General features: G+C 73.7%; 19 protein-coding genes. 9 read left to right on the forward strand and 10 right to left on the reverse strand.

Going from position 1 to position 25,347, the window contains the following annotated elements:
- Positions 1-4: 4 nt before the first annotated feature.
- The gene (locus ACSMX9_RS07625) at positions 5-1,213 is read left to right on the forward strand and encodes a cation:proton antiporter (RefSeq protein WP_445401014.1); all 1,209 of its coding nucleotides are present in this window, start codon (positions 5-7) and stop codon (positions 1,211-1,213) included.
- A gap of 88 nt (positions 1,214-1,301) precedes the next feature.
- On the opposite strand, the gene ACSMX9_RS07630 is transcribed toward ACSMX9_RS07625, so the two are convergent.
- Positions 1,302-2,462 (reverse strand): PP2C family protein-serine/threonine phosphatase, encoded by a 1,161-nt coding sequence (locus tag ACSMX9_RS07630; RefSeq protein WP_445401016.1) that lies wholly within the window; start codon positions 2,460-2,462, stop codon positions 1,302-1,304.
- Between the two features lie 198 nt (positions 2,463-2,660).
- On the opposite strand from ACSMX9_RS07630, the gene ACSMX9_RS07635 reads away from it, so the two are divergent.
- Complete coding sequence (locus tag ACSMX9_RS07635; RefSeq protein WP_445401018.1) at positions 2,661-3,890, forward strand: GNAT family N-acetyltransferase; 1,230 nt, start codon at positions 2,661-2,663, stop codon at positions 3,888-3,890.
- Positions 3,891-3,894: 4 nt separating this feature from the next.
- On the opposite strand, the gene ACSMX9_RS07640 is transcribed toward ACSMX9_RS07635, so the two are convergent.
- From ACSMX9_RS07640 to ACSMX9_RS07650, 3 genes are all read right to left on the reverse strand, one after another.
- Complete coding sequence (locus tag ACSMX9_RS07640; protein ID WP_445401020.1) at positions 3,895-4,716, reverse strand: Fpg/Nei family DNA glycosylase; 822 nt, start codon at positions 4,714-4,716, stop codon at positions 3,895-3,897.
- Positions 4,717-4,794: 78 nt separating this feature from the next.
- Positions 4,795-5,283 carry a ribose-5-phosphate isomerase gene (locus tag ACSMX9_RS07645; RefSeq protein WP_351238785.1) on the reverse strand — a complete coding sequence of 163 codons (489 nt, stop codon included), beginning with the start codon at positions 5,281-5,283 and terminating at the stop codon, positions 4,795-4,797.
- A 135-nt stretch (positions 5,284-5,418) separates the two neighbouring features.
- Positions 5,419-6,012 (reverse strand): biotin transporter BioY, encoded by a 594-nt coding sequence (locus ACSMX9_RS07650; RefSeq protein WP_351238787.1) that lies wholly within the window; start codon positions 6,010-6,012, stop codon positions 5,419-5,421.
- A gap of 283 nt (positions 6,013-6,295) precedes the next feature.
- Here ACSMX9_RS07650 and ACSMX9_RS07655 point away from each other — a divergent pair, with 283 nt between their 5' ends.
- A complete protein-coding gene (locus ACSMX9_RS07655) occupies positions 6,296-7,753 on the forward strand; it encodes an amino acid permease (protein WP_445401022.1) in 1,458 nt (485 codons plus the stop codon).
- Between the two features lie 170 nt (positions 7,754-7,923).
- Positions 7,924-8,565, forward strand: a complete 642-nt coding sequence (locus ACSMX9_RS07660) for a superoxide dismutase (protein ID WP_351238791.1) — start codon at positions 7,924-7,926, stop codon at positions 8,563-8,565.
- Positions 8,566-8,739: 174 nt separating this feature from the next.
- Here ACSMX9_RS07660 and ACSMX9_RS07665 read toward each other — a convergent pair whose 3' ends face one another.
- Positions 8,740-9,375, reverse strand: a complete 636-nt coding sequence (locus tag ACSMX9_RS07665) for a mycothiol-dependent nitroreductase Rv2466c family protein (protein WP_445401024.1) — start codon at positions 9,373-9,375, stop codon at positions 8,740-8,742.
- A 330-nt stretch (positions 9,376-9,705) separates the two neighbouring features.
- Between ACSMX9_RS07665 and pepN (ACSMX9_RS07670) the strand changes: the two genes are divergently transcribed.
- Positions 9,706-12,297 carry an aminopeptidase N gene (pepN, locus tag ACSMX9_RS07670; protein ID WP_445401026.1) on the forward strand — a complete coding sequence of 864 codons (2,592 nt, stop codon included), beginning with the start codon at positions 9,706-9,708 and terminating at the stop codon, positions 12,295-12,297.
- A 265-nt stretch (positions 12,298-12,562) separates the two neighbouring features.
- Positions 12,563-13,735 (forward strand): hypothetical protein, encoded by a 1,173-nt coding sequence (locus tag ACSMX9_RS07675; protein WP_445401028.1) that lies wholly within the window; start codon positions 12,563-12,565, stop codon positions 13,733-13,735.
- Between the two features lie 27 nt (positions 13,736-13,762).
- Here ACSMX9_RS07675 and ACSMX9_RS07680 read toward each other — a convergent pair whose 3' ends face one another.
- Positions 13,763-14,206, reverse strand: coding sequence for an NUDIX hydrolase (locus tag ACSMX9_RS07680; protein WP_351243114.1), 444 nt, complete (start codon positions 14,204-14,206; stop codon positions 13,763-13,765).
- A 355-nt stretch (positions 14,207-14,561) separates the two neighbouring features.
- Between ACSMX9_RS07680 and ACSMX9_RS07685 the strand changes: the two genes are divergently transcribed.
- Positions 14,562-17,891 (forward strand): S8 family serine peptidase, encoded by a 3,330-nt coding sequence (locus ACSMX9_RS07685; protein ID WP_445401030.1) that lies wholly within the window; start codon positions 14,562-14,564, stop codon positions 17,889-17,891.
- A 67-nt stretch (positions 17,892-17,958) separates the two neighbouring features.
- On the opposite strand, the gene ACSMX9_RS07690 is transcribed toward ACSMX9_RS07685, so the two are convergent.
- Together ACSMX9_RS07690 and ACSMX9_RS07695 are read right to left on the reverse strand one after the other, a co-directional pair.
- Positions 17,959-18,750: a hypothetical protein gene (locus ACSMX9_RS07690; protein ID WP_445401032.1), complete on the reverse strand. Its 792-nt coding sequence runs from the start codon at positions 18,748-18,750 to the stop codon at positions 17,959-17,961.
- Positions 18,751-19,257: an RNA polymerase sigma factor gene (locus ACSMX9_RS07695; RefSeq protein WP_445401034.1), complete on the reverse strand. Its 507-nt coding sequence runs from the start codon at positions 19,255-19,257 to the stop codon at positions 18,751-18,753.
- Between the two features lie 516 nt (positions 19,258-19,773).
- Here ACSMX9_RS07695 and ACSMX9_RS07700 point away from each other — a divergent pair.
- Positions 19,774-20,811 (forward strand): aspartate-semialdehyde dehydrogenase, encoded by a 1,038-nt coding sequence (locus ACSMX9_RS07700; RefSeq protein WP_445401036.1) that lies wholly within the window; start codon positions 19,774-19,776, stop codon positions 20,809-20,811.
- A gap of 62 nt (positions 20,812-20,873) precedes the next feature.
- Here ACSMX9_RS07700 and ACSMX9_RS07705 read toward each other — a convergent pair whose 3' ends face one another.
- Together ACSMX9_RS07705 and ACSMX9_RS07710 are read right to left on the reverse strand one after the other, a co-directional pair.
- Entirely contained in the window at positions 20,874-21,206 is a 333-nt protein-coding gene (locus ACSMX9_RS07705; RefSeq protein WP_445401038.1) for an SCO4225 family membrane protein, read from the reverse strand.
- Between the two features lie 88 nt (positions 21,207-21,294).
- A complete protein-coding gene (locus ACSMX9_RS07710) occupies positions 21,295-22,509 on the reverse strand; it encodes an MFS transporter (protein WP_445401040.1) in 1,215 nt (404 codons plus the stop codon).
- A gap of 227 nt (positions 22,510-22,736) precedes the next feature.
- Here ACSMX9_RS07710 and pepN (ACSMX9_RS07715) point away from each other — a divergent pair, with 227 nt between their 5' ends.
- Positions 22,737-25,307: an aminopeptidase N gene (pepN, locus tag ACSMX9_RS07715; protein ID WP_445401042.1), complete on the forward strand. Its 2,571-nt coding sequence runs from the start codon at positions 22,737-22,739 to the stop codon at positions 25,305-25,307.
- The last annotated feature ends 40 nt before the right edge of the window (positions 25,308-25,347 follow it).

The raw sequence follows: 25,347 nt of genomic DNA on the forward strand, positions 1-25,347 counted from the left end.
CGCCATGGGCGGCGCGTTCCTCGCCGCCGCGGTCCTGGCACGGCTCGGCGGCCGTATCGGACTGCCCACCATCCCGCTCTTCATCCTGGCCGGCATACTGCTCGGCCCGCACACCCCCGGCATCGTGCTGGTCGCCGACCCGCACGACCTGGAGATGCTCTCCGCGCTCGGCCTGGTCCTGCTCCTCTTCTACTTGGGCCTGGAGTTCCACCTCGACGACCTCAAAGCCGGCGGCCGCAAGATGGCGCTGGCCGGGGGGATGTACCTCGCGCTGAACGTGGGCGCGGGCCTCGGCTTCGGGTTCGCCCTGGGCTGGGGCACCTCCGAGGCGCTGGTGCTCGCCGGCGTGCTCGGCATCTCCTCGTCCGCGATCGTCACCAAGGTGCTGGTCGACACCGGCCGGCTCGGGAACCCGGAGACCCGGCCGATCCTCGGCATCATCGTGGTCGAGGACATCTTCCTCGCCCTCTACCTCGCCGCGCTCCAACCCATCCTGTCCGGCGCGGACAGCCTGGCCGCCGCCGCGACGGACGCCGGCAAGGCGTTCGCGTTCCTGCTGGCCCTGGCGCTCGCCGCCCGGTACGGGACCCGCGTCATCGGCCGGCTCTTCGCCGTCAAGGACGACGAACTGCTCGTGATCTCCTTCCTCGGGGCGGCGGTCCTGGTGGCCGGGGTCTCGGAGTGGTTCGGGGTCGCCGACGCGATCGGCGCGTTCATGGTCGGACTGATGCTCGGCAGCACCGCCTCCGGGGAGCGCATCCGCACCCTGGTGCACCCGCTGCGGGACGCCTTCGGCGCCATCTTCTTCTTCGCCTTCGGCCTGTCCATCGACCCCGGCGACCTGCCGGTGGTCCTCTGGCCGGTGCTGGCCGCCGTCGCGCTGACGATGGTGATGAACGTCCTGGCCGGGGTGGGCGGCGCCCGGCTGTACGGGTTCGGTCCCGGGCCCGCCGCCAACATCTCCACCACGCTCCTGGCCCGCGGGGAGTTCGCCCTGATCATGGCGACCATGGCCGCGGGAGCCGGACTGGACGAGCGCCTGTCGCCGTTCATCGCCGGCTACGTGCTGCTGCTCGCCGTGCTGGGCCCGCTGGCCGCCGGACGTTCGTCCTGGCTGGCGCGGCTACTGCCCGACGCACGTCCCGCCGCCCCGCGGGAGCCGGCGGAGCCCGCCGAGCTGTCCGCGGTCGGCGCCGGGGAGGAACGGGCCTGACCCGGCGCCGCCGGGGAACGGGGAACGACGATCGCCGTCGCGATGAACTCGCGACGGCGATCGTCGTTCTTGGTGGCCCGGGCGGGGATCAGCCGGGGTGCTGGGTGTCCCGGGAGATCAGCAGCAGGGCCCGGTCGTCGTTGACGTCCCGGGCGACCGCCTCGATCAGGTGCCAGGCCGCGCCGTGGAACCCGTCCGCCACGTAGCGGTTGGCCGCGCCGGTGAGCCGGTCGATGCCCTCGTCCAGGTCGCGGTCGGAGGTCTCCACCAGCCCGTCGGTGAAGAGCATCAGCACGTCGCCCGGGCGCAGGGTGCCCTTCAGGGGGTCGAACTGGGCGCCGTCGTAGACCCCGAGGAGCGGGCCCTCCGGCGCCTTCTCCTCCCAGCGGCCCGAGCCGGCGCACAACTGGAGCCCCGGCGGGTGCCCCGCCGAGTAGAGCTCGTAGTCGCCCGACTCCAGGTCCAGCACCAGGTGGATGGAGGTGGCGAAGCCCTCGTCCCAGTCCTGGCGCAGCAGGTAGCCGTTGGCCGCGGGGAGGAAGTCGTGGGGCGGGAGCGAGCCGAGGAGGCCGCCGAAGGCCCCGGAGAGCAGCAGCGCCCGGGAGCCCGCGTCCATGCCCTTGCCGGAGACGTCGGTGAGGACGACCTCCAGGGTGCGCCCCCCGTGAGTGCGGGCGGCGACGACGAAGTCACCGGAGAAGGACTGGCCGCCCGCGGGGCGCAGCGCCATCTCGCGGTGCCAGCCGCGGGGCAGCAGCGGGAGCTTGCTCTGCACCCGGATGCGTTCGCGCAGGTCGAACAGCATGGTGCCGCCACGGCGCCAGGGCACGCCGACGCGGCTGCGGAACTGGGCGATGAGCAGGCCGGTGAAACCGCAGGCCGCGACGGTGAGGACCACGCCCGGCGTCACCCGGGCCGGGCCCTCCGCGTACGGGCCGAGCCGCACGGACTCGACGATCAGGGCAGCGGCGGCGGCCGCGTACAGGGTGAGCAGGCTCGCCGGGCGCAGCAGCAGGCCGCCGGCGACGATCGGCAGCACCAGGGCGGCCGGGGAGAACCAGAGGGAGTTGGCGAGCGTGCCCGCGGCGATCAGCGGAACCGTGAGCAGCAGACCCGCCAGGGCTATCCAGTCGGAGCCGTCGCCGCGGAAGTAGTCGACGCCGGATTTGCGGACGGCGACGCGGACCCGGTGCAGTCGCTTCTTCATCCGGGCCGGGAACTTCTCTACTGCCGTTCGTCGTCGTGCCATCGCACGTGGACCTTATCCAGCGCGCCCGAGGGGACGCACAACAGGTCCCTCCCGGCGCACCCTCGGGATCAGCGGAACCACTGGTGAACCCCCCTGCCTCACGGGCCTTCGGACGGCCCTCACCCCTTCCGTGCGGGCCCGGCGGGACGCACGGAAATCGGTTCGCTCATCCTGCTTCGCCCTGATAGTCATGTCTACATGACGACAGAGCCACGGGTGTTGCGACCGGACGACTGGGATGTGTGGTACGCCACACTGGAGCGGGCGTTCGGTGGCTTGGCCGAGGCTCCCGAGGAGCGCGAACTGTGGCGGGCGCTCACCGAGACGGAACGTTCCCTCGGGGTGTGGGAGGACGGGCGGTGCGTCGGTACGGCCGGGGCCTTCAGCTTCCGCATGACCGTGCCGGGCGGCGCGGCCGTGCCCGCGGCGGGCGTCACCATGGTGAGCGTGGCGGCCACCCACCGCCGGCGCGGGGTGCTGACCTCGCTGATGCGCCGGCAGTTGGACGACGTGCGGGCGCTGGGTGAACCGCTCGCGGTGCTGACCGCCTCGGAGCCGGCGATCTACGGCCGCTTCGGCTACGGCATCGGGACGTACCAGTTGGGCGCGACCGTCGACACCTCGCGGGTCACCCTGCCCCGGCTGCCGGACGAGGACGGGCTGCGGCTGCGCTTCGCGGAGCCGGCCGAGGTGCGGGTGGAGTGCGAGGCGCTGTACGCGCGGGTGGTGCCGGAGCGGCCGGGCATGATCGCCCGCGGTCCGGGCTGGGAGCGGTTGCCGCTGCTGGACCCGGAGGGCGGGCGCGGCGGCGGGTCGCCGTTGCAGTGCGTGCTCGCCGAGCGCGACGGCGTGCCGGTCGGGTACGCCCGGTACCACAACAAGCCCTCGTGGGAGGCGCAGGGGCCCAACGGCGTGGTGACCCTGCGGGACCTGGAGGCGGTGGAACCGGCGGCGTACGCGGCGCTGTGGCGGTTCCTGTTCGACCTCGACCTCACCTCGACGGTGGTGGTGCGCAACCGTCCCGTGGACGACGCCTGGCAGTACCTGGTCTCGGACGTGCGGCGCTCCCTGCTGACCTCCCGGGACTCGCTGCACGTGCGGCTGGTCGACGTGGGCGCGGCGCTCGCGGCCCGCACCTACCGGACGCCGGTGGACGTGGTGTTCGACGTGGTCGACGCGTTCTGCCCCTGGAACACGGGCCGCTGGCGGCTCTCCGGCGACGCCGAGGGGGCCGTCTGCGCCCGCACCGAGGACCCCGCCGACCTGCGTCTGTCGGTGCGGGAGTTGGGGGCGGCCTACCTGGGCGGGACCGGCCTGGGGGCGCTCGCCGCGGCCGGCCGGGTCACGGAGGTGCGGGCCGGGGCCCTCGCCCGGGCGACCACCGCCTTCGGCTCGGACCTCGCGCCCTGGCTGCCGCACGGCTTCTGAGCCGTCAGCCGGTCCCGACCGTCGTGGGCTGGCAGGTGGGGCACCAGAAGAGGTTGCGGGCGGCGAGGCCGGCGGTGCGGATCTCGTCGCCGCAGACGTGGCAGGGCCGACGGTCCCGCCGGTACACGTACACCTCTCCCCCGTGGTCGTCGACCCGGGGCGGACGCCCCATGGCCTCGGGGGTGTGCTCGGGGCGGACGGTGTCGATGCGGTTGTTGCGCACGCCCTCCCGCATCAGGGCGACGAGGTCCGCCCAGAGGGCGTCCCACACGGCCCGGCCGAGGTCCCGGCCGGTGCGGTAGGGGTCGATGCCGTGCCGGAAGAGGACTTCGGCGCGGTAGACGTTGCCGACGCCCGCCACCACCTTCTGGTCCATCAGCAGGGCGGCGACGGTGCTGCGGCTGCGTGAGACGCGGGTCCAGGCGGGCTCGGGGTCGTCGTCGCGCAGCGGGTCCGGGCCGAGCCGGTCGTGCACGGCCCGCTTGTCGTCCTCGGTGATCAGGGCGCAGGTGGTGGGGCCGCGCAGGTCGGCGCAGTCGGTGGGGGTCGCCAGCCGCAGCCGGACCGTGTCGGTGGGCGGCGGCACCGGGGCCGTCGCGAAGTCGAGCTTGCCGAACAGGCCCAGGTGGACGTGGACCCAGTCGCCGCCGGGGAAGCCGAGGAACAGGTGCTTGCCGTGGGCTTCGGCGGCGGTCAGCGGGCGGCCGTCCAAGAGGGCGGCGCTCGCCGCGAAGCGGCCCTGCGGGCTGCTGACCCGGATCTCGCGGTCCAGGAAGCGCTCGCGGTGGTCGAGGGCGAGGCGGTGGATGGTGTGCCCTTCCGGCACGGGTGGGACTCCTGGTGTCGGTCGGACGGGGACGGTCCGGGCGCGCCGCCCCGGCCTCGGCGGGGGCGGCGCGGCGGCCTACGGCTGCTGCGGGTGGTGGGCCGGGATCGGCGGGAGTTCGCCGGTGGTCTCGTAGACCGACAGCATGTCGATGCGGCGCTGGTGGCGGGACTCGTCCGAGAACGGCGTCTTCAGGAAGGTCTCGACGAAGGCGGTGGCCTCGTCGGTGGTGTGCATCCGGGCGCCGACCGCGATGACGTTGGCGTCGTTGTGCTGGCGTCCGAGGGCGGCGGTCTGCTCGCTCCAGGCGAGCGCGGCGCGCACCCCCTTCACCTTGTTCGCGGCGATCTGCTCGCCGTTGCCGGACCCGCCGATGACGATGCCGAGGGAGCCGGCGTCCGCGGCGGTCCGCTCGGCGGCGCGCAGGCAGAACGGCGGGTAGTCGTCCTGGGCGTCGTAGAGGTGGGGCCCGCAGTCGACGGGCTCGTGGCCGTGGGCCTTGAGCCACTCCACGAGGTGGTTCTTCAGTTCGTAGCCGGCATGATCCGAGCCGAGGTACACGCGCATGGGACCGAGTGTGGCATGCCCCGGACGGGGCGGGCGTCCACGGGTCCGCGCATTGGTCCGGACCTGAAACCCGGAGGGGGGACGGCGCGGCCCCGGTCCCCCACGGGAACCGGGGCCGGACGGCCACGGGCGCGGTCAGCGCTTGACGAGGCGCCAGGCCGCGGGCAGCAGGCCCATCGCGAGGGCCGCCTTGAGGGCGTCGCCGATCAGGAAGGGGGTCATGCCGGCGGCGACCGCACCGGACAGCGACAACGGGGTGCTGGCCGCCAGGTAGGGCACGCCCACGGCGTAGATGACGGCGGAGCCGAGCACCATGGTGCCCGCGGTGCGCAGCACCGAACGGTCGCCGCCGCGCCGGGCGAGGGCGCCCACGACCGTGGCGGCGAGCAGCATGCCGAGGACGTAGCCGAAGGTCGCGCCGCCCGCGCCGGAGGTGCCGCCCGCGAACCAGGGCACGCCCGCCATGCCGACCAGGGCGTACAGGGCCAGCGAGAGGAAGCCGCGGCCCGCGCCGAGGGAGGTGCCCACCAGCAGCGCGGCGAAGGTCTGCCCGGTGACCGGGACCGGCGAGCCGGGCACCGGCACCACGAGTTGCGCGGCGATCCCGGTGAGCGCGGCGCCGCCGACGACGAGGGTGACGTCGCGCAGTCGGGCGCGGGCCGCCGAGGCGGCGGGCAGGAGGTCGGCGAGGACCTCGCCGGGACGGGTGGTGACGGCTGCGGTGCTCAACGGTGCTCCCGGGGAGGTCGGACGGGGGGCGGACACGGCGACGCTATCCCAGCGCCCCCGGCGCGCTCACCGTCAGCGACCGACAAAGGGCGCCGGCACGCCTTGGTGGGCTCCGCACAAATCGACGGGTGGAATCACCCGGTCAAGGTGACACTGGTCACTGCCGGACTGTGGAGTACTGCCAAATCCCCTCCCCGGAAGGGTGACTGGGGCGAGGAGCCCGCACCCCTTCGCGGGCATGCTCATGACCGCTTTGGGTAGAGGATGCCCGTACCCCACACTGATGGCTCCCCACGCCCCTCACACCCACGGACAGCCCATGGCCCGCTCGGACACCGCCGCACCCGCCCCTTCGGACCCGCGCCCGGACCCCGGGAGGACCGACCCTCCGGGCAACGCCCTCGGTCACGGCCTCAAGCAGCGGCACCTGTCGATGATCGCCCTGGGCGGGGTGATCGGCGCCGGACTCTTCGTGGGATCGGGCGCCGGGATCGCCGCCGCCGGCCCCTCGATCGTGGTGGCGTACACCGCGTCAGGGCTCCTGGTGATGCTCGTGATGCGGATGTTGGGCGAGATGTCGGCCGCCCACCCCTCCTCGGGGTCGTTCTCGACGCACGCGGACCGCGCCATCGGCCCCTGGGCGGGGTTCACCGTGGGGTGGGCGTTCTGGGTGCTGCTGTGCACGGCCGTGGGACTGGAGGCCATCGGGGCGGCGACGATCGTCACCGGCTGGCTGCCGGGGACCCCGCAGTGGATGTGGGTGGCGCTGTTCATGACCGCGTTCTGCCTCTCCAACCTCGCCGCGGTGCGCAACTTCGGCGAGTTCGAGTTCTGGTTCGCGGCGCTCAAGGTCGGCGCGATCGTGGTGTTCCTGGGACTGGGCGGACTGGCGATCGCCGGCCTGCTGCCGGGCACCGAGGCCCCCGGCACCGCGCACCTGACCGGCGACGGCGGGTTCCTGCCGAACGGGACCGACGGGCTGATCATCGGCCTGTTGGCCTCGGTGTTCGCGTACGCCGGCCTGGAGACGGTGACCATCGCCGCGGCCGAGTCGAAGGACCCGGTGCGCGGGGTGGCCACCGCGGTGCGCACCGCGGTGTGGCGGATCGCACTGTTCTACATCGGGTCGATGGCGGTGATCGTGACCCTGGTGCCCTGGGACGACCCGGACGTCCTCGCCCGGGGCCCGTACGTGGCCACCCTCGACACCCTGGGCATACCCGGCGCCGGCGAGATCATGAACGTGGTGGTCCTGGTGGCCCTGCTGTCGGCGATGAACGCCAACATCTACGGCGCCTCCCGGATCGCGTACTCCCTGGTCGAGCGGGGGCAGGGGCCGAAGGCGCTGGGACGGGTGCGCCGTCGGGTGCCGTGGGCGGCGGTGCTGGCCTCCTCGCTGTGCGGCTTCGGATGCGTCCTGCTGAGCTACTGGCGCCCCGACGACGTCTTCGGCTGGCTGCTCAACATGATCGGCGCGGTGATCCTGGTCGAGTGGATCTTCATCGCGGTCTCCCAACTGATCCTGCGCCGGCGCACCGAGCGCGAGGAGCCCGAGCGGCTCACCGTCCGGATGTGGGGCTTCCCCGTGCTGACCTGGATCGCCCTCGCCATGATGGCCGGGATGTTCCTGCTGATGGCGCGCGAGCCCGACACCCGGGTGCAGTTGTACTCCACCGGCGCCCTGGTGCTGGTGCTGGCTGTCACGGGATACGTGCGCCAGCGGCGGGGGGCGCTCACGTAGGGACCCTCCTCCCCCGCCCGCGACCCGAGGGCGCCCGACCGGACACCGGCGGGCGCCCTCCTCCGCGTCCGGGCGGCGACGCCCGCCCGGGGCCGCGGCGCACCGCCCCCGAGCTGCTGGTAGCGTGCAGATGCAAGTAGGTTGCAATAAGAGGTCAGAGGGGACCCGCGATGGCCGTCTACACACTTCCCGAACTCCCGTACGACTACTCCGCGCTCGCGCCGGTGATCAGCCCCGAGATCATCGAGCTGCACCACGACAAGCACCACGCCGCCTACGTCAAGGGCGCCAACGACACCCTGGAGCAGCTCGCCGAGGCGCGCGACAAGGACCAGTGGGGCTCCGTCAACGGACTCCAGAAGAACCTGGCCTTCCACCTGTCCGGGCACATCCTGCACTCCATCTACTGGCACAACATGACCGGCGACGGCGGCGGCGAGCCGCTGGACAAGGACGGCGTGGGCGAGCTGGCGGACGCGATCGCGGAATCCTTCGGCTCCTTCGCGGGGTTCAAGGCCCAGCTCACCAAGGCGTCCGCGACCACCCAGGGCTCCGGCTGGGGCGTCCTCGCCTACGAGCCGGTCAGCGGCCGGCTGATCGTGGAGCAGGTCTACGACCACCAGGGCAACGTCGGACAGGGCTCGACGCCGATCCTGGTCTTCGACGCCTGGGAGCACGCCTTCTACCTCCAGTACCGCAACCAGAAGGTCGACTTCATCGACGCGATGTGGGCCGTCGTCAACTGGCAGGACGTGGCCAAGCGCTACGCCGCCGCCAAGGAGCGCGTGGACAACCTGATCATCGCCCCGTGACGCGGTAACCGCCGCCGCCGTGCCGTCCCCCGGGTCAGGGCCGCTCCCGGGGCGGGCACCCCCAAGGTCCTGCTCGTGATCGTCTTCTCACCGCTCATCGGGCAGGAGCACCAAGCGGAAGGCCCCGCGAGGACGTGACTCGCGGGGCCTTCCGTGCTGTCGGGGCACGGACGCTCAGTCGAAGACGGGGTCCTGGGTGCGGGTGCGCTTGATCTCGTAGAAGCCCGGGGTGGACGCCACCAGCAGCGTGCCGTCCCACAGCCGGGCGGCCGCCTCGCCCTTGGGGGCCGGGGTGACCACCGGACCGAAGAAGGCGATCTGCTCGCCGTCCGGGCCGGGCACCGCGATCACGGGCGTGCCCACGTCCTGGCCGACCTTGTCGATGCCCTCCTTGTGCGAGGCGCGCAGCTCGACGTCGTACCGGTCGGAGTCCGCGTGCTCCAGGAGCGAGGCCGGCAGGCCCGCGTCCGCGAGCGCCCCGGCGATCGCCTCCCGGGTGGGGCCCTCGCCGCCGTTGTGGAAGCGGGTGCCCAGGGCGGTGTACAGCGGGCCGACGACCTCCTGACCGTGCAGTTCGCGGGCCGCGATCACCACGCGGACCGGCGCCCACGCCCGGGCCAGGATCTCGCGGTACTCCTCCGGCAGCTCGTCGAGTTTGTCCTCGTTGAGAACGGCGAGGCTCATCACGTGCCAGCGGACCTCGATATCCCGTACCTTCTCGACCTCCAGCACCCAGCGGGAGGTCATCCACGCCCATGGGCACACGGGATCGAACCAGAAGTCGACGGGGGTCTTCTGCGACACGGACATGTCTCTCCTCAGCGCCGTGGGCGCGTGGCTGCGGTGCACGATCGGTCGCCGGGGGAACACCGTCGGTCCACCGGGTCATTCCCGCCCGTTCGGTCGACGGGCTCCCCCTGCCCGCCCCGTCGGCCCTCGTGGCAGGATCGCTCACCGGGTACCGAATACCGCGTACCGGTTTCCGGACGCACGACGCCGCGAAGCACCGGAAACACCAGCAGAACGAACAGAACGACATCCGCCACCGCCGGATTCCGGCGTCCGTCGGTCCCGTGCGCCGCGTGCCGGCGCACAGGACCGACGGACGCCGGGTTCCGCGAGTCACAAGGGAGTGCCGCAGTGCCCGGTGAGAACCTGTCCCGCGACGAGGCCCGCGAGCGGGCCGCGCTGTTGTCCGTCGACGGCTACGAGGTCGCGCTCGACCTGCGCTCCGCGATCGGAGCCGGCAGCGCCGACGACGGGGACGGTCCGCGGACCTTCCGCTCGGTCACCACGATCCGGTTCCGCTGTGCGGAGCCGGGCGCCACCAGCTTCGCCGACCTGGTCGCCCCGCGGGTCACCGCGGTCTCGCTGAACGGCCGGGACCTCGATCCGGGTGCGGTCTTCGACGGCGCCCGGATCGTCCTGGAGGACCTGGCCGCGGAGAACGAACTGGTCGTCGACGCCCGGTGCGCCTACAGCCGCACCGGCGAGGGCATGCACCGCTTCGTCGACCCGGAGGACGGCGAGGTCTACCTCTACACCCAGTACGAGCCGGCGGACGCGCGCCGGGTGTTCGCCAACTTCGAGCAGCCGGACCTGAAGGCCCCGTACCGCTTCGAGGTGGTCGCCCCCGACGACTGGACGGTGTGGGGCAACGGGGTCGGGGAGAAGGCGGACGGCGTCTGGCGCTTCGCGGAGACCAAGGCGATCTCCACCTACATCACGGCGGTCGTCGCCGGCCCGTACCACCACGTCACCGACCACTACACGCGCACCCTCCCGGACGGCAGCACGCTGGAGATCCCGCTCGGCGCGATGTGCCGCAAGGGCCTCGCCAAGCACTTCGACGCCGACGACGTGTTCCTGGTGACCAAGCAGGGCCTGGACTTCTTCCACGACCACTTCGACTACCCGTACCCGTTCGGGAAGTACGACCAGGCGTTCGTCCCCGAGTACAACCTGGGGGCGATGGAGAACCCGGGCCTGGTGACGTTCCGCGAGGAGTACATCTTCCGCGGGAAGGTCACCCGGGCCGCCTACGAGCGGCGGGCCAACGTCGTCCTGCACGAGATGGCGCACATGTGGTTCGGCGACCTGGTCACCATGCGCTGGTGGGACGACCTGTGGCTGAAGGAGTCGTTCGCCGACTTCATGGGCACCTTCTCGATGGTCGGGGCCACCCGCTTCACCAACGGCTGGGTGACCTTCGCCAACAACCGCAAGGCGTGGGCGTACCGCGCCGACCAGCTCCCCTCCACCCACCCGGTCACGGCGGACATCCGGGACCTGGAGGACGCCAAGCTCAACTTCGACGGCATCACCTACGCCAAGGGCGCCGCCGTGCTCAAGCAGCTGGTGGCCTACGCGGGGCAGGACGCGTTCCTGGAGGGCGCCCGGCGCTACTTCAAGCGGCACGCGTACGGCAACACCGGGCTCGGCGATCTGCTGGCCGTGCTGGAGGAGACCTCGGGCCGGGACATGACCGCCTGGTCGCGGGCCTGGCTCCAGACCGCCGGCGTCAACACGCTGACCCCGCAGGTGCTGTTGGACGCGCACGGGCGGATCACCGAGCTGGCGGTCCTCCAGGAGGCCCCGGAGGCGTACCCGACGCTCAGACCGCACCGGGTCGCGCTCGGGCTGTACGCGCGCGAGGACGCCGGCGGGGACCTGGTGCGCTACGCCCGCGCGGAGGTCGACGTGGACGGACCGCGCACCCTGGTGGGCTCGCTGGTGGGCGAGCGCGCGCCGGAACTGGTGCTGGTCAACGACGACGACCTGACGTACTGCAAGATCCGGTTCGACGAGAACTCGCTGGTGACACTGCGGGAACGGCTCGGTTCGCTGACCGATCCGCTGGCGCGGGCGTTGTGCTGGTCGGCGATGTGGAACCTCACCCGGGACGCGGTGGCACCGGCACGGGACTTCGTGGACCTGGTGCTGCGGTTCGCCGGGCGGGAGACCGACATCGGCGTCCTCCAGATGCTGCACGCCTGGGCGCTGTCGGCGGTCACGCACTACGCGGCGCCCGAGTGGCGCGAGGAGGGCGCGCGGCTGCTCGCCGAAGGCGCCCTGCGGGAGCTGCGGATCGCCGAGCCGGGCAGCGAACACCAGCTGTCCTGGGCGCGCTTCCTGGCCGCGACGGCCGGGAGCGAGAACGACCTGGGCCTGCTGACCGGGTTGTTGGACGGCACCGCGCGGATCGACGGGCTGGAGGTCGACCAGGAGCTGCGGTGGACGTTCCTGGAGCCCCTGGCCGCGCACGGGGTGGCCGGCGAGGGCGTGATCGCCGCCGAACTGGCCCGGGACGACACGGCCTCGGGCAAGCGGCACCAGGTGCGCTGTCTGGCGGCCCGACCGCTGACCGAGGTCAAGGCCCGGGCGTGGGCGGACCTGGTGGAGTCGGACCGGTTGTCGAACGCGCTGGTGGAGGCGACCGTCGCCGGCTTCAACCAGCCCTCGCAGCGGGAGCTGCTCGCCCCGTACGCCGAGCGGTACTTCGCCGCGATCGAGGGGCTGTGGGCCGAGCGCTCCATCCAGATCGGGATGGATCTGGTGCGCGGGCTGTTCCCGGCCCTCCAGGGCGACCGGGCGACCCTGGACGCGGCGGACGCCTGGCTGACCGCCCACGAGGGGGCGCCGCCGGCGCTGCGGCGGCTGGTCTCCGAGTCCCGCGACGACCTCGCGCGCGCCCTGCGCGGGCAGGAGTGCGACCGGATCGCCGCCGGCTGACGACCGGCGGGGGTCGCCCCGCCACCGAGCCCCGCGCCCCCGGCCGTACGCGCCGGGGGCGCGGGGCTCGGTGCGTCCGGTGCCGAGTGCGCCGTCTCCCACGCCCCGGCGCAGTGCCCTCGCCGCTCCGAACTCGCGCCGGCTGGACGGGGGATGAAGGTTTCAGCAGGTGAACGCCCACTCTTTCGGGCGAAGTTGTCCTGGAATGTCGATGAAGCGGCACGGTGGACGAGTGACCCCGTCCGAGGTGGGCAGATTGCGGGACATGAACCACAATGCCCCGCTCTTCGGTCGCCCCGGCCGCCCCCGCAGCATCCCGCGCCCCTCGCTCCCCCCCGACCTCCGGGACCTCCGTGACGTGCGGCTGCGCGTCATGAGCCTGCCCCAACTCCGGGCGCACGGCGTCTCCGCCGCCGAGACCAGCGCGCGCTGCCGCCCGGGGGGCGCCTGGCAGCAGTACCTGCCCGGCGTGTACCTCCTGCACCAGGGGCCGCCCACCGGCGAGGAACGCCTGCACGGGGCACTGCTGTACGCCGGGCGCCCCACCGCCTCCGGCACCGTCCTGCCCGCCCAGCCGGCGGCCCGGGGGTACGGCGCCCCCTCCGGTCGGCTCGGCCCGACGGACCCCGGGGGCGGCTCCGGAGAGGGAACGGGCGAGGCGCCCTCCCCCTACCGCGACGCGATGATCACCGGCCTGGCCGCGCTCGCCCTGCACGGCTTCGCCGCGGCCCCCTCCCTGCTCGCCCTCGACCGGCTCGACGTCCTGGTGCCCCGCACCCGCCGGCTGCGCTCCGTCCCCGGGGTGCGGCTGGTGCGCAGCGCGGTGCTGCCCCGGGCCCAGCAGATCACCGGGGTGCCGGTGGCGCCGGTGCCCCGGGCCCTGACCGATGCGGTGGCCGCGCTCGGCGATTCGCCCTCGGTCCGGCTGCTGCTCACCGAGGCGGTGCGCACCCGGCACTGCGAACCGGGCGCGGTGGTCCGCGAGTTGAACCACGCCCGGCTGTTGAGCCGACCGCACGTGGTGGACGCGGTGGACTCGCTGCTCGCCGAGGGGCGGGCGATCGCGGAGGACCGGCTCTACCGGATGGTGAGCGCGCACGGGCTGCCCGCGCCGATCTGGAACGTCGACCTCCGGCTGTCGGACGGGCCCCCGCTGGGCGAGGTCGACGCGTACTGGCCGGAACACGCCGTCGCGGTGGAGTTGGACACCCGCCCGCCGCGCCCCGGGGCGCGCCCCCAGGACCCGGCCGAGCGCGCGGAGTGGGCCCGCTGCGCCCGCAAGCGGGAGCGGTTGGAGGAGTGCGGGATCACCGTCGTCCACATCACCCCGCGCAAGTTGCGGGACGGCGCGGAGCAGCAGGCCACGGTGGTGCGGAGCGCGCTGTTGAACGCGGCCGGGCGGGAGCCGGCCGCCCGGGTGGTCGTGCTGCCCCGCTGACGCCCCGGAGGAGGGCGGCCCGCGCGGTCAGCGACCGACCGGGGGCCGTTCGCGCCACAGCCGGAGCGCGTGGTCCACCAGGGGCGCCCGGGTCAGTTCGGGCACCTCCGCCAACGGGTACCAGGCGGCGCGGTCGGTCGAACCGCCCACCTCGTCACGGAGTTCGCCCCCGGTCACCTCGGCGGTGTAGAGGACGCGCAGGGCGTGGAAGTCGGCGTGCCGCCCGAGCGGCCGGGGGTCGCGGGGGTTGCGGTACGAGTCGACGCCGAGCAGGGCGCGCGGCGCGACCGTGTAGCCCGTCTCCTCGGTCACCTCGCGGACCACCGTGTCGTAGGGGTCCTCGCCGTGCTCCATGCCGCCGCCGGGGAGCATCCAGCTGCGGGTGCCGTCCCGGGCCACCCAACGGGCCAGCAGGAGGCGGTCGTCGTGGACGCAGACGGCGTAGGCGGCGACTCTCAGGATGTTCTGCATCCGTCCCACGGTACGGACACCGGGTCCCCCGGTCCGCCCGGTCCGCACGCTCCGACCAGCACGAACAGCCCCAACAAATGCGACTATCACCCGCTATGCACGCCATGGCGTATGGCGGAAGTACGCCATGGGCACGACACAGTTCGGGCGCCCCTCCCCAAACGACGGCCCGGTACGTAAAGCTGAGCGGTCATCCGACTTCGACATCCGGAACACCTCCGGAACCGGTCGGTCACCAAGACGGTCGTTCCGGGTGCACCGTCCCGTCCCGCGCGCCCCCAGGGCCCCGCGGGCACGGGACCGTACGACGCCCGGAACGGGCACCCCCATCCACTCCGACACCCACAGGGATGAGATGACCCCCACCCCCAACGCGGCGCCCGGCTCCGGTGCCAGACGCGCCGCGCGCATAGCCGTGGCCGCGGGCCTCGTGGCAGCGCTGTCCGCGGCCGGTCCCCTGCCGTCGAGCTTCGCGGCCCCCGGCGGCGACCCCGCTCCGGTGGACGCGCCCGTCAAGCCGGCGGACGCCAAGCTCGGTTCCGCCGACGTGGAACTGCTCGCCGAGGCCAAGGCCGAGGGCGAGAAGAACGTCACCATGATGATCGCGACCAAGCCCGGGGCGACGGAGCAGGTCAGGGACCAGCTCGACGCCGTCAAGGGCGGCTCGGTGGCCCGTGCGCACGACAAGCTCGGCTACGTCCGGGCCACCGTGCCGACCGCCCGGGCCGAGTCCGCGATCGCGGCGGCGGCGAAGCTGCCCTCGGTGCAGGGCATCGACCTGCGTCACGAGATCGAGCTGGACGACCCCTCCCCCAACGGCGGCGCCAAGGGGACGACGGGTGGGCGGGCCCCGGGCAGCCACCCCGCACCGGACGCCACCACCCCCGCCAAGAACCCGTACAACCCGTCCTTCGAGACCGGCGCCGTGGACTTCGTGCGCCAGAACCCGAAGGCGGACGGGCGCGGCATCACCATCGGTGTCATCGACTCCGGGGTCGACCTGGGCCACCCGGCGCTCCAGAAGACCACCACCGGCGAGCGCAAGATCGTCGACTGGGTCACCGGGACCGACCCGATCCTGGACGGCGACGGCACCTGGCGGCGGATGAACACGACCGCCACCGGTCCGTCGTTCTCCTACCTGAACACCACCTGGACCGCGCCCGCGGGCGACCACAAGGTCAGCCTGTTCCGGGAGGACGTCACCCTCACCGGCGACGCCAAGGGGGACCTGAACCGCGACGGCGACACCACCGACGCCTGGGGCGTGCTCTACGACCCAGCCGCCGGCACCGTCCGCGTCGACCTCAACGGCAACCGGGACTTCACCGACGACGAGGCGCTGAAGCCGTACAAGGACGGCTTCCAGATCGGGTACTTCGGCACCGACGACCCGGCGACCGAGATCGCCGAGCGGGTGCCGTTCGTCGTCGAGATCCGCAAGGACGTGCCGACCGACCCCTACGGCGGCGACTGGATCGGCAAGAAGGCCGACTTCGTCAACATCGGCATCATCGAGGGCGACCACGGCACCCACGTGGCCGGCATCGCCGCCGCCAACAGCCTGTTCGGCGGCAGGATGAACGGGGCGGCGCCCGGCGCCAAGCTGGTCTCCTCGCGCGCCTGTTCCTGGGGCGGCGGCTGCACCAACATCGCGCTGACCGAGGGCATGATCGACCTCGTCGTCAACCGCGGGGTGGACATCGTCAACATGTCCATCGGCGGACTGCCCCCGATGAACGACGGCAACAACGCGCGCGCCGAGCTCTACGCCCGGCTGATCGACACCTACGGCGTGCAGCTCGTCATCGCGGCGGGCAACGACGGTCCCGGCGTCAACACCATCGGCGACCCCGGCCTGGTCGACAAGGTCATCTCCGTCGGCGCGACGATCTCCAAGGAGACCTGGGCCGCCAACTACGGCTCCGGGGTCCGCAAGGCGTACGGGATGATCCCGTTCTCCTCCCGCGGCCCGCGCGAGGACGGCGGCTTCGCGCCGGTCATCTCGGCGCCCGGCGCGGCCATCAACACCACCCAGACCTGGACCCCCGGCGGCCCGGTCGCCGAGGCCGGCTACCAGCTGCCGCCCGGCTACTCGATGCTCCAGGGCACCTCGATGGCCTCCCCGCAGGCCGCCGGCGCCTCGGCGCTGCTGCTCTCCGCGGCCAAGCAGCGGGGCATCGCGCTGCCCCCGGCCACCCTGCGCACCGCGCTGACCTCCACCGCCCAGCAGATCCGCGGCGAGCAGGCGCACGCCCAGGGCACCGGCCTGATCGACGTGGTCGACGCCTGGAAGTCCATCCGGCGCGGGGCCACCGCGCACGAGTACGCGGTGCAGGCCCCGGTCGACACCGCCCTGGACCAGGGGCTCAAGACCCCGGGCTTCGGCACCGGGCTCTACGACCGCGAGGGCGGCCTGAAGAAGGGCCAGCGCAAGACCTACGACGTGGTCGTCACCCGCACCACCGGCCCCGACCGTCCGGTCCGGCACGAGCTGGAGCTGGAGAACAACCACCGGGGCACCTTCCGCATCGTCGGTGACGACGAGGTGCGGCTGCCCCTGAACCAGCCCGTCACGGTGAAGGTGCAGGCCCGCCCCGCCTCGGACGGCGTGCACAGCGCGATCCTGGAGATCGACGACCCGCGCACCGAGGGCACCGACCACCAGGTGATGTCGACGGTGGTGGTCTCCACCCCGATCGCCGAGCCCTCCTCGACCTTCTCGGCCTCCGGCGTCTCGACCCGCAACGGCCACCGCTCGTACTTCCTGACCGTGCCCGAGGGCGCCAAGAGCCTGGAGGTCAAGCTGAGCGGGCTGGCCGACAAGAGCCAGACCCGGTTCATCTCGCTGCACCCGTACGGCGTGCAGATGGAGGACTCCAGCACGATCTTCTGCTACGCCAACTACGAGCACCCGCTCAACCAGTGCCGTTCGGACCTGCGCTCCTACGCCAACCCGACGCCGGGCGTGTGGGAGATCGAGGTCGAGTCGCGGCGCACCTCGCCGCTGCTGGACAACCCGTACCGGCTGGACGTGACGGTGCTCGGCGCCTCCTTCGACCCGGCCGTGAAGACGCTGCCGGAGGCCAAGGCCGGCGTGAAGACCCCGGTGGACTGGAAGGTCACCAACCGGTTCGCCGCCCTCCGCGGCAAGCTGGCGGGCGGTCCGCTGAGCTCCGTCAGGTCCGACCGGCCGACGATCGGGCACCACGGGGTCAGCACCTTCTACGTCACCGTGCCGGAGGGCGCGAGCCGACTGGACGCCTCCATCGGCAACCCCTCCAACCCCCGTGCAGACCTGGACCTGTTCGTCTACCGCGGTGAAGGCACCACCCCCGTCGCGCAGAAGGCGGACGGCGACTCGGAGGAGGCCGTCTCGCTGCGCAACCCGGCCGCCGGCACCTACCGCGTCGAGGTGGAGGGCTACTCCGTCCCGGGCGGCGACGGCACCACCGCGTACGACTACCTCGACCTGTTCGTGGCGCCCGCGCTGGGCTCCGTCACGGTCGACGAGACCCGGACGATCCCGCTCGGCCCGGGCGACAGCGCCCCGGTGGCGGCCGAGTTCGTGGCCAACGCGCCCACGGCCGAGGGCCGTGAGCTCCGCGGCGACGTGCGGCTGCTGAACGAGCGCGGCACCGTCACCGGCATCGGCAGCGTGCAGGTGGGCAAGGTCACCCCGTAACGCTCGACGGCAGGTGCCCGCGGGGCCGGTACGCACGCGCGTACCGGCCCCGTCGTCGTGCGGACGGTCACCCGCACCCGCCGTCCGCCGCCCCGGCCAGGGCGGCGCGCGCCCGGACCAGTTCGACGCCGGTGACCCAGTGGGCGGGGTCCGCCGCCCCGTCCTCGGGGAGGAAGACCAGCACCCGCTGGCCCACCTCGGGCACGGCGCCCCGCTCGCGCTCCGCCTCGAAGGCCAGCCGCGCCGGGCCGCGCCGGGGCTTGTAGCTGCGCGACACCTCCAGGGTGACCCGCGCCCCGGTGCCGTCCGGGCGGGGCACCGAGCGGGCGACCGTGCCCTCGGCGACCCGTCGGGCGCAGGCCAGGAGCTCGCCCGCCGAGCGCTGTTCGCGGGCGGCCGGTGCCTCCACCGCCTCCGGGACGGCGCTCTTGTCGTGCACCGAGCCGCCGGTGAACCCGCCGCCCGTCAGCCAGCCGGCGCCCAGCACCAGGGCCGCTACGCAGGCCGTGACCGCGAGGGCCGGGCCGCGACCGACCCGGACCGCCCGGCGGCCGGGCGGGCGGCGGCTGCCGCCGCGGGGGCGGGGCCGGCCGCCGGGGGCGCCCCCGCCGCCGTCCCGCACCGGGCGGTCGGCCGGGCGGTCCGGTGCCTCGCCGAGGGCGTCGCCCAGCAGGTGCATCCGGGTGCGGAGCGCCGAGAGGTCGGCGAGGGCGGCACGGTGCGCGGCGACCCGCTCCGGGTCGGTCGCGGCCCCGGGGGGGAGCGGTTCGTCCAGCAGCGCGGCCATCAGCGCCTCGTCCCACGCCTCGCCGCCCGGGTCCTCGGCGTCCTCGGGAGGCAGTTGTGCCCCGGCCACCATTCAGACCACCCCGTCCTCGTGCAGGAGCGCCCGCAGCGCCCGTACCGCCGTGTACAGCCGGCTCTTCACGGTGCCCTCCGCGATGCCGAGCCGGTCGGCGATCTCCCGCACCGGCAGGTCGGCGTAGAACCGCAGCACCACCACCTGGCGCTGCGGGGCGGGCAGCGCGTCCAGTCCCGTGGCCAGGGCCACCGAGAGGACCCGGACCTCCTCGCCGCCGGTGCCCTCCTCCTCGGTCCGCAGGGCGGCCAGGCGTTCGCCGACGCGTTCCTGGCGACGGCGGGAGCGGTGCCAGTCCACCGCGAGGTTGGAGGCGACGACGGCCGCCCAGGCCGCCGGGTCCCGAGGGGCCTCCTGGCCCCTCGCCGTGCGTTCGAGCAGCCGCAGCCTGACCTGCTGCACCCCGTCCGGCAGGTCGGACTGCGGCACTCCGCCGAGCGCCAGGATCGCGCGCACCCGGCGCTCCAGGGGCGCATCGAGCGGGTCCGCGGCGGACCGGGCGGTCACCGCCCGGGGCCGGGCGGGACCGGCCGTGCCGCCTCCCCCGCGGGGCGCGACCGCGTCCCCGCGCGCACCGGCCGCCGCAAACCGCCCCCGCTCCCCCGTAGACGGGTCCTCGGGGGCCGCGGCACGGACCGCTCCCCCCGGGCCCCCGTTCTCCTTCCGGTCCCGTCGCCGCAGCAAGGACACCGCTCCCTCCCCAGGCACCGGGCCGCCCCCGGCGGGGGCGGCCCGTGTCCCCCCTACGACGCCGGAGCGACCCGAAACGTTCGGTGTGGATTCCCCGGGCCCGGGAACGGTCCCCGGTGCACGCCCGGCGTCCCGGCCCTCGGAACGTCGGCCGGTGGATTGGACACGCGGGACGGGAAGGGACGCATCATGGAACCGTGAACCGTCCTCGTACGTCGCCAGACGTGTACGTACAGGGTTGAAACACCCCATGTCACCCGTACAGCGCGGTACGGACGTCGAAGTACGTCCGGGCAGCACTCCCGCCCGGACAGAGCACCAGAAGGAGTCACCGTGAGGATCGGAATCGTCGGAGCCACCGGTCAGGTGGGCACGGTCATGCGCAAGGTGCTCGCCGAGCGGGACTTCCCGGTCAGCGAGCTGCGGCTGTTCGCCTCGGCGCGCTCCGCCGGCTCCACGGTCGACTGGAAGGGCACCCCGATCACCGTCGAGGACGCGTCCACCGCCGACTACCGCGGTCTGGACATCGTGCTGTTCTCCGCCGGCGGCGCCACCTCCCGCGCGCTCGCCGAGAAGGTCGCCGGCCAGGGCGCCGTGGTGATCGACAACTCCTCCGCGTGGCGGCGCGACCCCGAGGTGCCGCTGGTGGTCTCCGAGGTCAACCCGCACGCCGTCGCCGACCGCCCCAAGGGGATCATCGCCAACCCCAACTGCACCACCATGGCCGCCATGCCCGTGCTGCGTCCGCTGCACGAGGAGGCCGGGCTGGAGGCCCTCGTCGTCTCCACCTACCAGGCGGTGTCCGGGTCCGGGCTGGCCGGCGTCGCCGAACTGCACGGACAGGTGCAGAAGGTCGTCGCCGAGGCGGACCGGCTCACCCACGACGGCGAGGCCGTCGACTTCCCCGAGCCCGGGGTGTACCAGCGGCCCATCGCGTTCAACGTGGTCCCGCTCGCCGGCAGCATCGTGGACGACGGCTCCCAGGAGACCGACGAGGAGCAGAAGCTGCGCCACGAGTCGCGGAAGATCCTGGAGCTCCCCGGGCTGAAGGTCGCCGGCACCTGCGTGCGGGTGCCCGTGTTCACGGGCCACTCGCTCCAGGTCAACGCGCGCTTCGCCCGGCCGCTGAGCGTCGAGCGGGCCCGCGAGGTGCTGGGCGGGGCGCCCGGGGTGGCCCTCTCGGAGATCCCGACGCCCCTCCAGGCCGCCGGCGGCGACGTCTCGTACGTGGGCCGCATCCGCGCCGACGAGACCGTCGAGCACGGGCTGTCGCTCTTCCTCTCCGGGGACAACCTCCGCAAGGGCGCCGCGCTGAACGCGGTGCAGATCGCGGAACTCGTCGCCGCCGAGCTGGGCGCCGCCCGCGGCTGACCCCCGCTCCACGCCGTCCGCGCCCGCCGGGACCGTTCCGGGTCCCGCGGGCGCGGCGCGCGTCAGCCGTGCTGCGGCCGGGCGGTGTTCCTGCGGTGCAGGCGCCCCACCGCGTGCCCGAGGAGGCCGAGCGCGAACGACTGGACCAGGGCGCAGACCCCCAGCCCGAGGAGCAGCGCCCAGAACGGGGCCTCGTGCCACACCGTCATGCCGATCCCGGCCGCGACCAGGGAGGCCGGGGCGGTGACGAAGGCGGGCCACACCCAGACGAACCCCGGGTCGGAGGCGAACAGGGTCACACCGGTGGCGAACAGGACGCTGCCGCCGAAGACCGCGAGGTACACGGCCGAGACGGGGTTGGTGACGGCCAGGCGGACGAAGGTGCGTGCGTTCACGGGCACTCCTTGGAAGCGGTTGCTGCCGCCAGCCTCGAACACCCGAGCGCCCCGGTCCTGAGTACCCGTACCCAGATCGCCCCGTGGTTCATCCCGGTTCCGCGGGGTGCCGGCCCGCGGCGGCGAGGAGGAGCACGGCCAGCGCCGCCCCCGCCGTCGCCCCGGTGAGCAGCGGCACGACGGACACCCCGGCGAGGTCCGCGCAGACGCCGCCCGCCGCCGCGCCCAGGGCGATCGCCGCGTTGAACACGCCCGCGCAGAGCCCGGACGCCGCCTCCCTGGCCCGCGCGCCGGTCACCGAGTCCGTGACCCAGCCCTGCGCCGAGACCGACAGGCCCCCGTAGCCGAACCCCCACACCACCAGCAGCGCCACCGGCAGCGCCGCCCCGCCGGAGGCCACGGCCAGCGGCGGCACCGTGACCAGGAGCACCGCCGACACCCCGAGCAGCGCCCGGCGCGCCGAGCGCCCGGCGACCGCCCCGCCGGCGAAGTTGCCCGCCACTCCGGCCGCCCCGTAGCAGAGCAGCAGGGCGCCGACCGCCCCGGGCGTGATCCCGTCCACCCGTTCCAGCAGGGGTCTCACGTAGGTGTAGGCCGCGAAGTGCCCGGTCACCAGCAGGGCGACGAGGGCCATCCCGGTCCGCAGCACGGGCAGCCGCAGCAGCGCCGCCATCTCCCGGGGGCGGACGGCGGCCTCGGTGGGCAGCGGCGGCAGCAGCACCGCGTGCACCACGGCGACCAGTGCGGCGAGCGCGCCGACCGCCGCGAACGCCCAGCGCCAGTGGGCGACCTCGCCGACCAGCGCGCCGGCCGGGACCCCCAGCACCGAGGCGAGCGCGATCCCGCTGAAGACGACGGCGGTGGCCCGGCCGGCCGCGGGCGCGGGCACCAGGCGGTGGGCGAGGGCGGCGGCGATGGTCCACACCCCGGCGATGCAGACGCCCACCGCGACCCGGGCCGTCAGCAGCACCCCGTAGGAGGGGGCGAGGGCGCTCGCGGCGTTGGCCAGCGCCAGCAGTGCCATCAGTCCGCAGAGCAGGACCCGGCGGTCGTGGCGGCCCGCGAGGGCGGGGAACGCCGGCGCGACCAGCGCGGCGACGAGGCCCGGCAGCGCGACGGCGAGCCCGGCGGCGCCCTCCGAGACGCCGAGTCCCGCACCGAGCGGGCTGAGCAGGCCGACCGGCAGCATCTCCGTGGTGACGACAGTGAAGGTGGCGGCGGCGGTGGCGGCCACGGCGGCGCGGCCCCGCGCCGGGGACGACGGATGCGCGGCGGACGGCGGCCCGCCGAGGTCAGTGGTCATGCCCCGAGGCTCCGCGCGGCCACCCCCTCGAACAACGGCGCGGGACGACCCCCGGACGGGACCCGGCCGCGGTGCGCCCGCGCCGCCGGCCCGGGCACGGTCCGGGGAACCGGGTGGTCAGCGACGGTGGGGACGGACGGCCGGATATCCCGGGGCGACCCGGTCGGGGCCCGTGGAAAGATGGCGAGAAACGTCATGAATCGTCGTGCGACCTAGGAGATGAACGCGTGCCTGGCACGAACCTGACCCGCGAGGAGGCGCAGCGCCGCGCCTCGCTGCTCACCGTGGACTCGTACGGGATCGACCTCGATCTCAGCGGCGCGCAGGAGGGCGGCACCTTCCGCTCGGTGACCACGGTCCGCTTCGACAGCGCCGAGGCGGGTGCCGAGTCCTTCATCGACCTGGTCGCCCCCGCGGTCCACGAGGTGGTCCTCAACGGCACCGTGCTCGACCCGGCGGAGGTGTTCGCCGACTCCCGGATCGCCCTGCCGGGCCTGCTGGCCGGGCGGAACGAACTGCGGGTCGTCGCCGACTGCGCGTACACCAACTCGGGCGAGGGCCTGCACCGCTTCGTCGACCCGGTGGACCAGCAGGCGTACCTGTACACGCAGTTCGAGGTGCCGGACGCGCGCCGGGTGTTCGCCGCGTTCGAGCAGCCGGACCTGAAGGCGACGTTCCAGTTCACCGTGAAGGCGCCGGCCGGGTGGACGGTGGTCTCCAACTCGCCGACCCCGGAGCCGAAGGACGACCTCTGGACCTTCGAGCCGACGCCGCGGATCTCCACGTACATCACGGCCCTGATCGTGGGTCCGTACCACGCGGTGCACAGCACGTACGAGAAGGACGGGCAGTCCGTGCCGCTGGGCATCTACTGCCGTCCCTCGCTCGCCGAGTTCCTCGACGCGGACGCGATCTTCGAGGTCACCCGGCAGGGCTTCGACTGGTTCCAGGAGAAGTTCGACTACGCCTACCCGTTCGCCAAGTACGACCAGCTCTTCGTGCCGGAGTTCAACGCGGGCGCGATGGAGAACGCGGGCGCGGTGACCATCCGCGACCAGTACGTGTTCCGCTCCAAGGTGACGGACGCGGCGTACGAGGTCCGCGCGGAGACGATCCTCCACGAACTGGCCCACATGTGGTTCGGCGACCTGGTCACCATGGAGTGGTGGAACGACCTGTGGCTGAACGAGTCGTTCGCCACGTACACCTCCATCGCCTGCCAGGCGTACGCCCCCGGCTCGCGCTGGCCGCACGCCTGGACCACCTTCGCGAACTCCATGAAGACCTGGGCGTACCGGCAGGACCAGCTGCCGTCGACGCACCCGATCATGGCCGAGATCCGTGACCTGGACGACGTTCTGGTCAACTTCGACGGCATCACCTACGCCAAGGGCGCCTCCGTCCTGAAGCAGCTGGTCGCGTACGTGGGCCAGGACGCCTTCTTCGCCGGGGTGCAGCAGTACTTCAAGCGGCACGCCTACGGCAACACCCGGCTCTCCGACCTGCTGGGCGCCTTGGAGGAGACCTCCGGGCGGGATCTGAGGAACTGGTCCCGGCAGTGGCTGGAGACGGCCGGCATCAACGTGCTGCGGCCCGAGATCGTGACCGACGGGGACGGGGTGATCACCTCCTTCGCGGTGCGCCAGGAGGCGCCCGCGCTGCCCGTCGGCGCCAAGGGGGAGCCGACGCTGCGCCCGCACCGCATCGCGGTCGGCCTCTACTCCCCCGACGCGGACGGCAAGCTGGTGCGCGTGGAGCGGGTCGAACTGGACGTGGACGGCGAACTGACCGCCGTGGACCAGCTCGTCGGCGTGCGGCGTCCGGCGGTCGTGCTGCTCAACGACGACGACCTGTCGTACGCCAAGGTCCGACTGGACGAGGAGTCCCTCGGGTACGTCACCGGGCACCTGGGCGACTTCGCCGAGTCGCTGCCGCGGGCGCTGTGCTGGGCCTCCGCCTGGGACATGACCCGGGACGCCGAACTGCCGGCCCGGGACTACCTGGAGCTGGTGCTGTCCGGCATCGCCAAGGAGTCCGACATCGGGGTCGTCCAGTCGCTCCAGCGGCAGGCCAAGCTGGCGCTGGACCTGTACGCGGCACCGGCGTGGCAGGAGGCCGGGCTGACCCGGTGGACCGAGGCGACGCTGGCGCACCTGCGGGCGGCGGAGCCGGGCAGCGACCACCAGTTGGCGTGGGCCCGGGCGTTCGCGGCGACCGCGCGCACCCCCGAGCAGCTCGACCTGCTGGAGGGGCTGCTGGACGGCACCCAGACCGTCGAGGGCCTCGCCGTCGACACCGAGCTGCGTTGGGCGCTGGTGCAGCGGCTGGCCGCGGTCGGGCGCTTCGACGAGGTGGAGATCGCCGGCGAGTACGAGCGGGACCGGACCGCGGCGGGCGAGCGGCACGCGGCGACCGCCCGGGCCGCGCGGCCCACCGCGGAGGCCAAGGCGGAGGCGTGGGCGTCCGTGGTGGAGTCCGACGCCCTGCCGAACGCGGTGCAGGAGGCCGTGATCGGCGGCTTCGTCCAGACGGACCAGCGGGAACTGCTGGAGCCGTACACGGCGAAGTACTTCGACGCGATCGCCGGGGTGTGGGAGTCGCGGTCCCACGAGATGGCCCAGCAGGTCGTGGTGGGGCTCTACCCGGCGTTGCAGGTGTCGGCGGAGACCGTGGCGGCCACGGACGCCTGGGTGGCCTCGGCCGCGCCCGGGCCGGCGCTGGCGCGGCTGGTCTCGGAGGCCAGGTCCGGGGTGGAGCGGGCGCTGCGGGCCCGGGCCGCGGACGCCGCGGCGGGCTGACCCCCGGTGACCAGGAGGGGGCGTGCGGACTGAGGTCCGC

The sequence above is a fragment of the Streptomyces sp. LE64 genome, assembly GCF_052606915.1.

What these genes read in the sequence shown, in the direction of transcription:
- ACSMX9_RS07635 (WP_445401018.1), top strand. Translation starts at nt 2,661, where the DNA reads ATGACGACAGAGCCACGGGTGTTGCGACCGGACGACTGGGATGTGTGG.
- ACSMX9_RS07675 (WP_445401028.1), top strand. Translation starts at nt 12,563, where the DNA reads ATGAACCACAATGCCCCGCTCTTCGGTCGCCCCGGCCGCCCCCGCAGC.
- ACSMX9_RS07690 (WP_445401032.1), bottom strand. Translation starts at nt 18,750, where the DNA reads ATGGTGGCCGGGGCACAACTGCCTCCCGAGGACGCCGAGGACCCGGGC.
- ACSMX9_RS07625 (WP_445401014.1), top strand. Translation starts at nt 5, where the DNA reads ATGGGCGGCGCGTTCCTCGCCGCCGCGGTCCTGGCACGGCTCGGCGGC.
- ACSMX9_RS07630 (WP_445401016.1), bottom strand. Translation starts at nt 2,462, where the DNA reads ATGGCACGACGACGAACGGCAGTAGAGAAGTTCCCGGCCCGGATGAAG.
- ACSMX9_RS07710 (WP_445401040.1), bottom strand. Translation starts at nt 22,509, where the DNA reads ATGACCACTGACCTCGGCGGGCCGCCGTCCGCCGCGCATCCGTCGTCC.
- ACSMX9_RS07665 (WP_445401024.1), bottom strand. Translation starts at nt 9,375, where the DNA reads ATGTCCGTGTCGCAGAAGACCCCCGTCGACTTCTGGTTCGATCCCGTG.
- ACSMX9_RS07655 (WP_445401022.1), top strand. Translation starts at nt 6,296, where the DNA reads ATGGCTCCCCACGCCCCTCACACCCACGGACAGCCCATGGCCCGCTCG.
- ACSMX9_RS07660 (WP_351238791.1), top strand. Translation starts at nt 7,924, where the DNA reads ATGGCCGTCTACACACTTCCCGAACTCCCGTACGACTACTCCGCGCTC.
- ACSMX9_RS07680 (WP_351243114.1), bottom strand. Translation starts at nt 14,206, where the DNA reads ATGCAGAACATCCTGAGAGTCGCCGCCTACGCCGTCTGCGTCCACGAC.
- ACSMX9_RS07645 (WP_351238785.1), bottom strand. Translation starts at nt 5,283, where the DNA reads ATGCGCGTGTACCTCGGCTCGGATCATGCCGGCTACGAACTGAAGAAC.
- ACSMX9_RS07685 (WP_445401030.1), top strand. Translation starts at nt 14,562, where the DNA reads ATGACCCCCACCCCCAACGCGGCGCCCGGCTCCGGTGCCAGACGCGCC.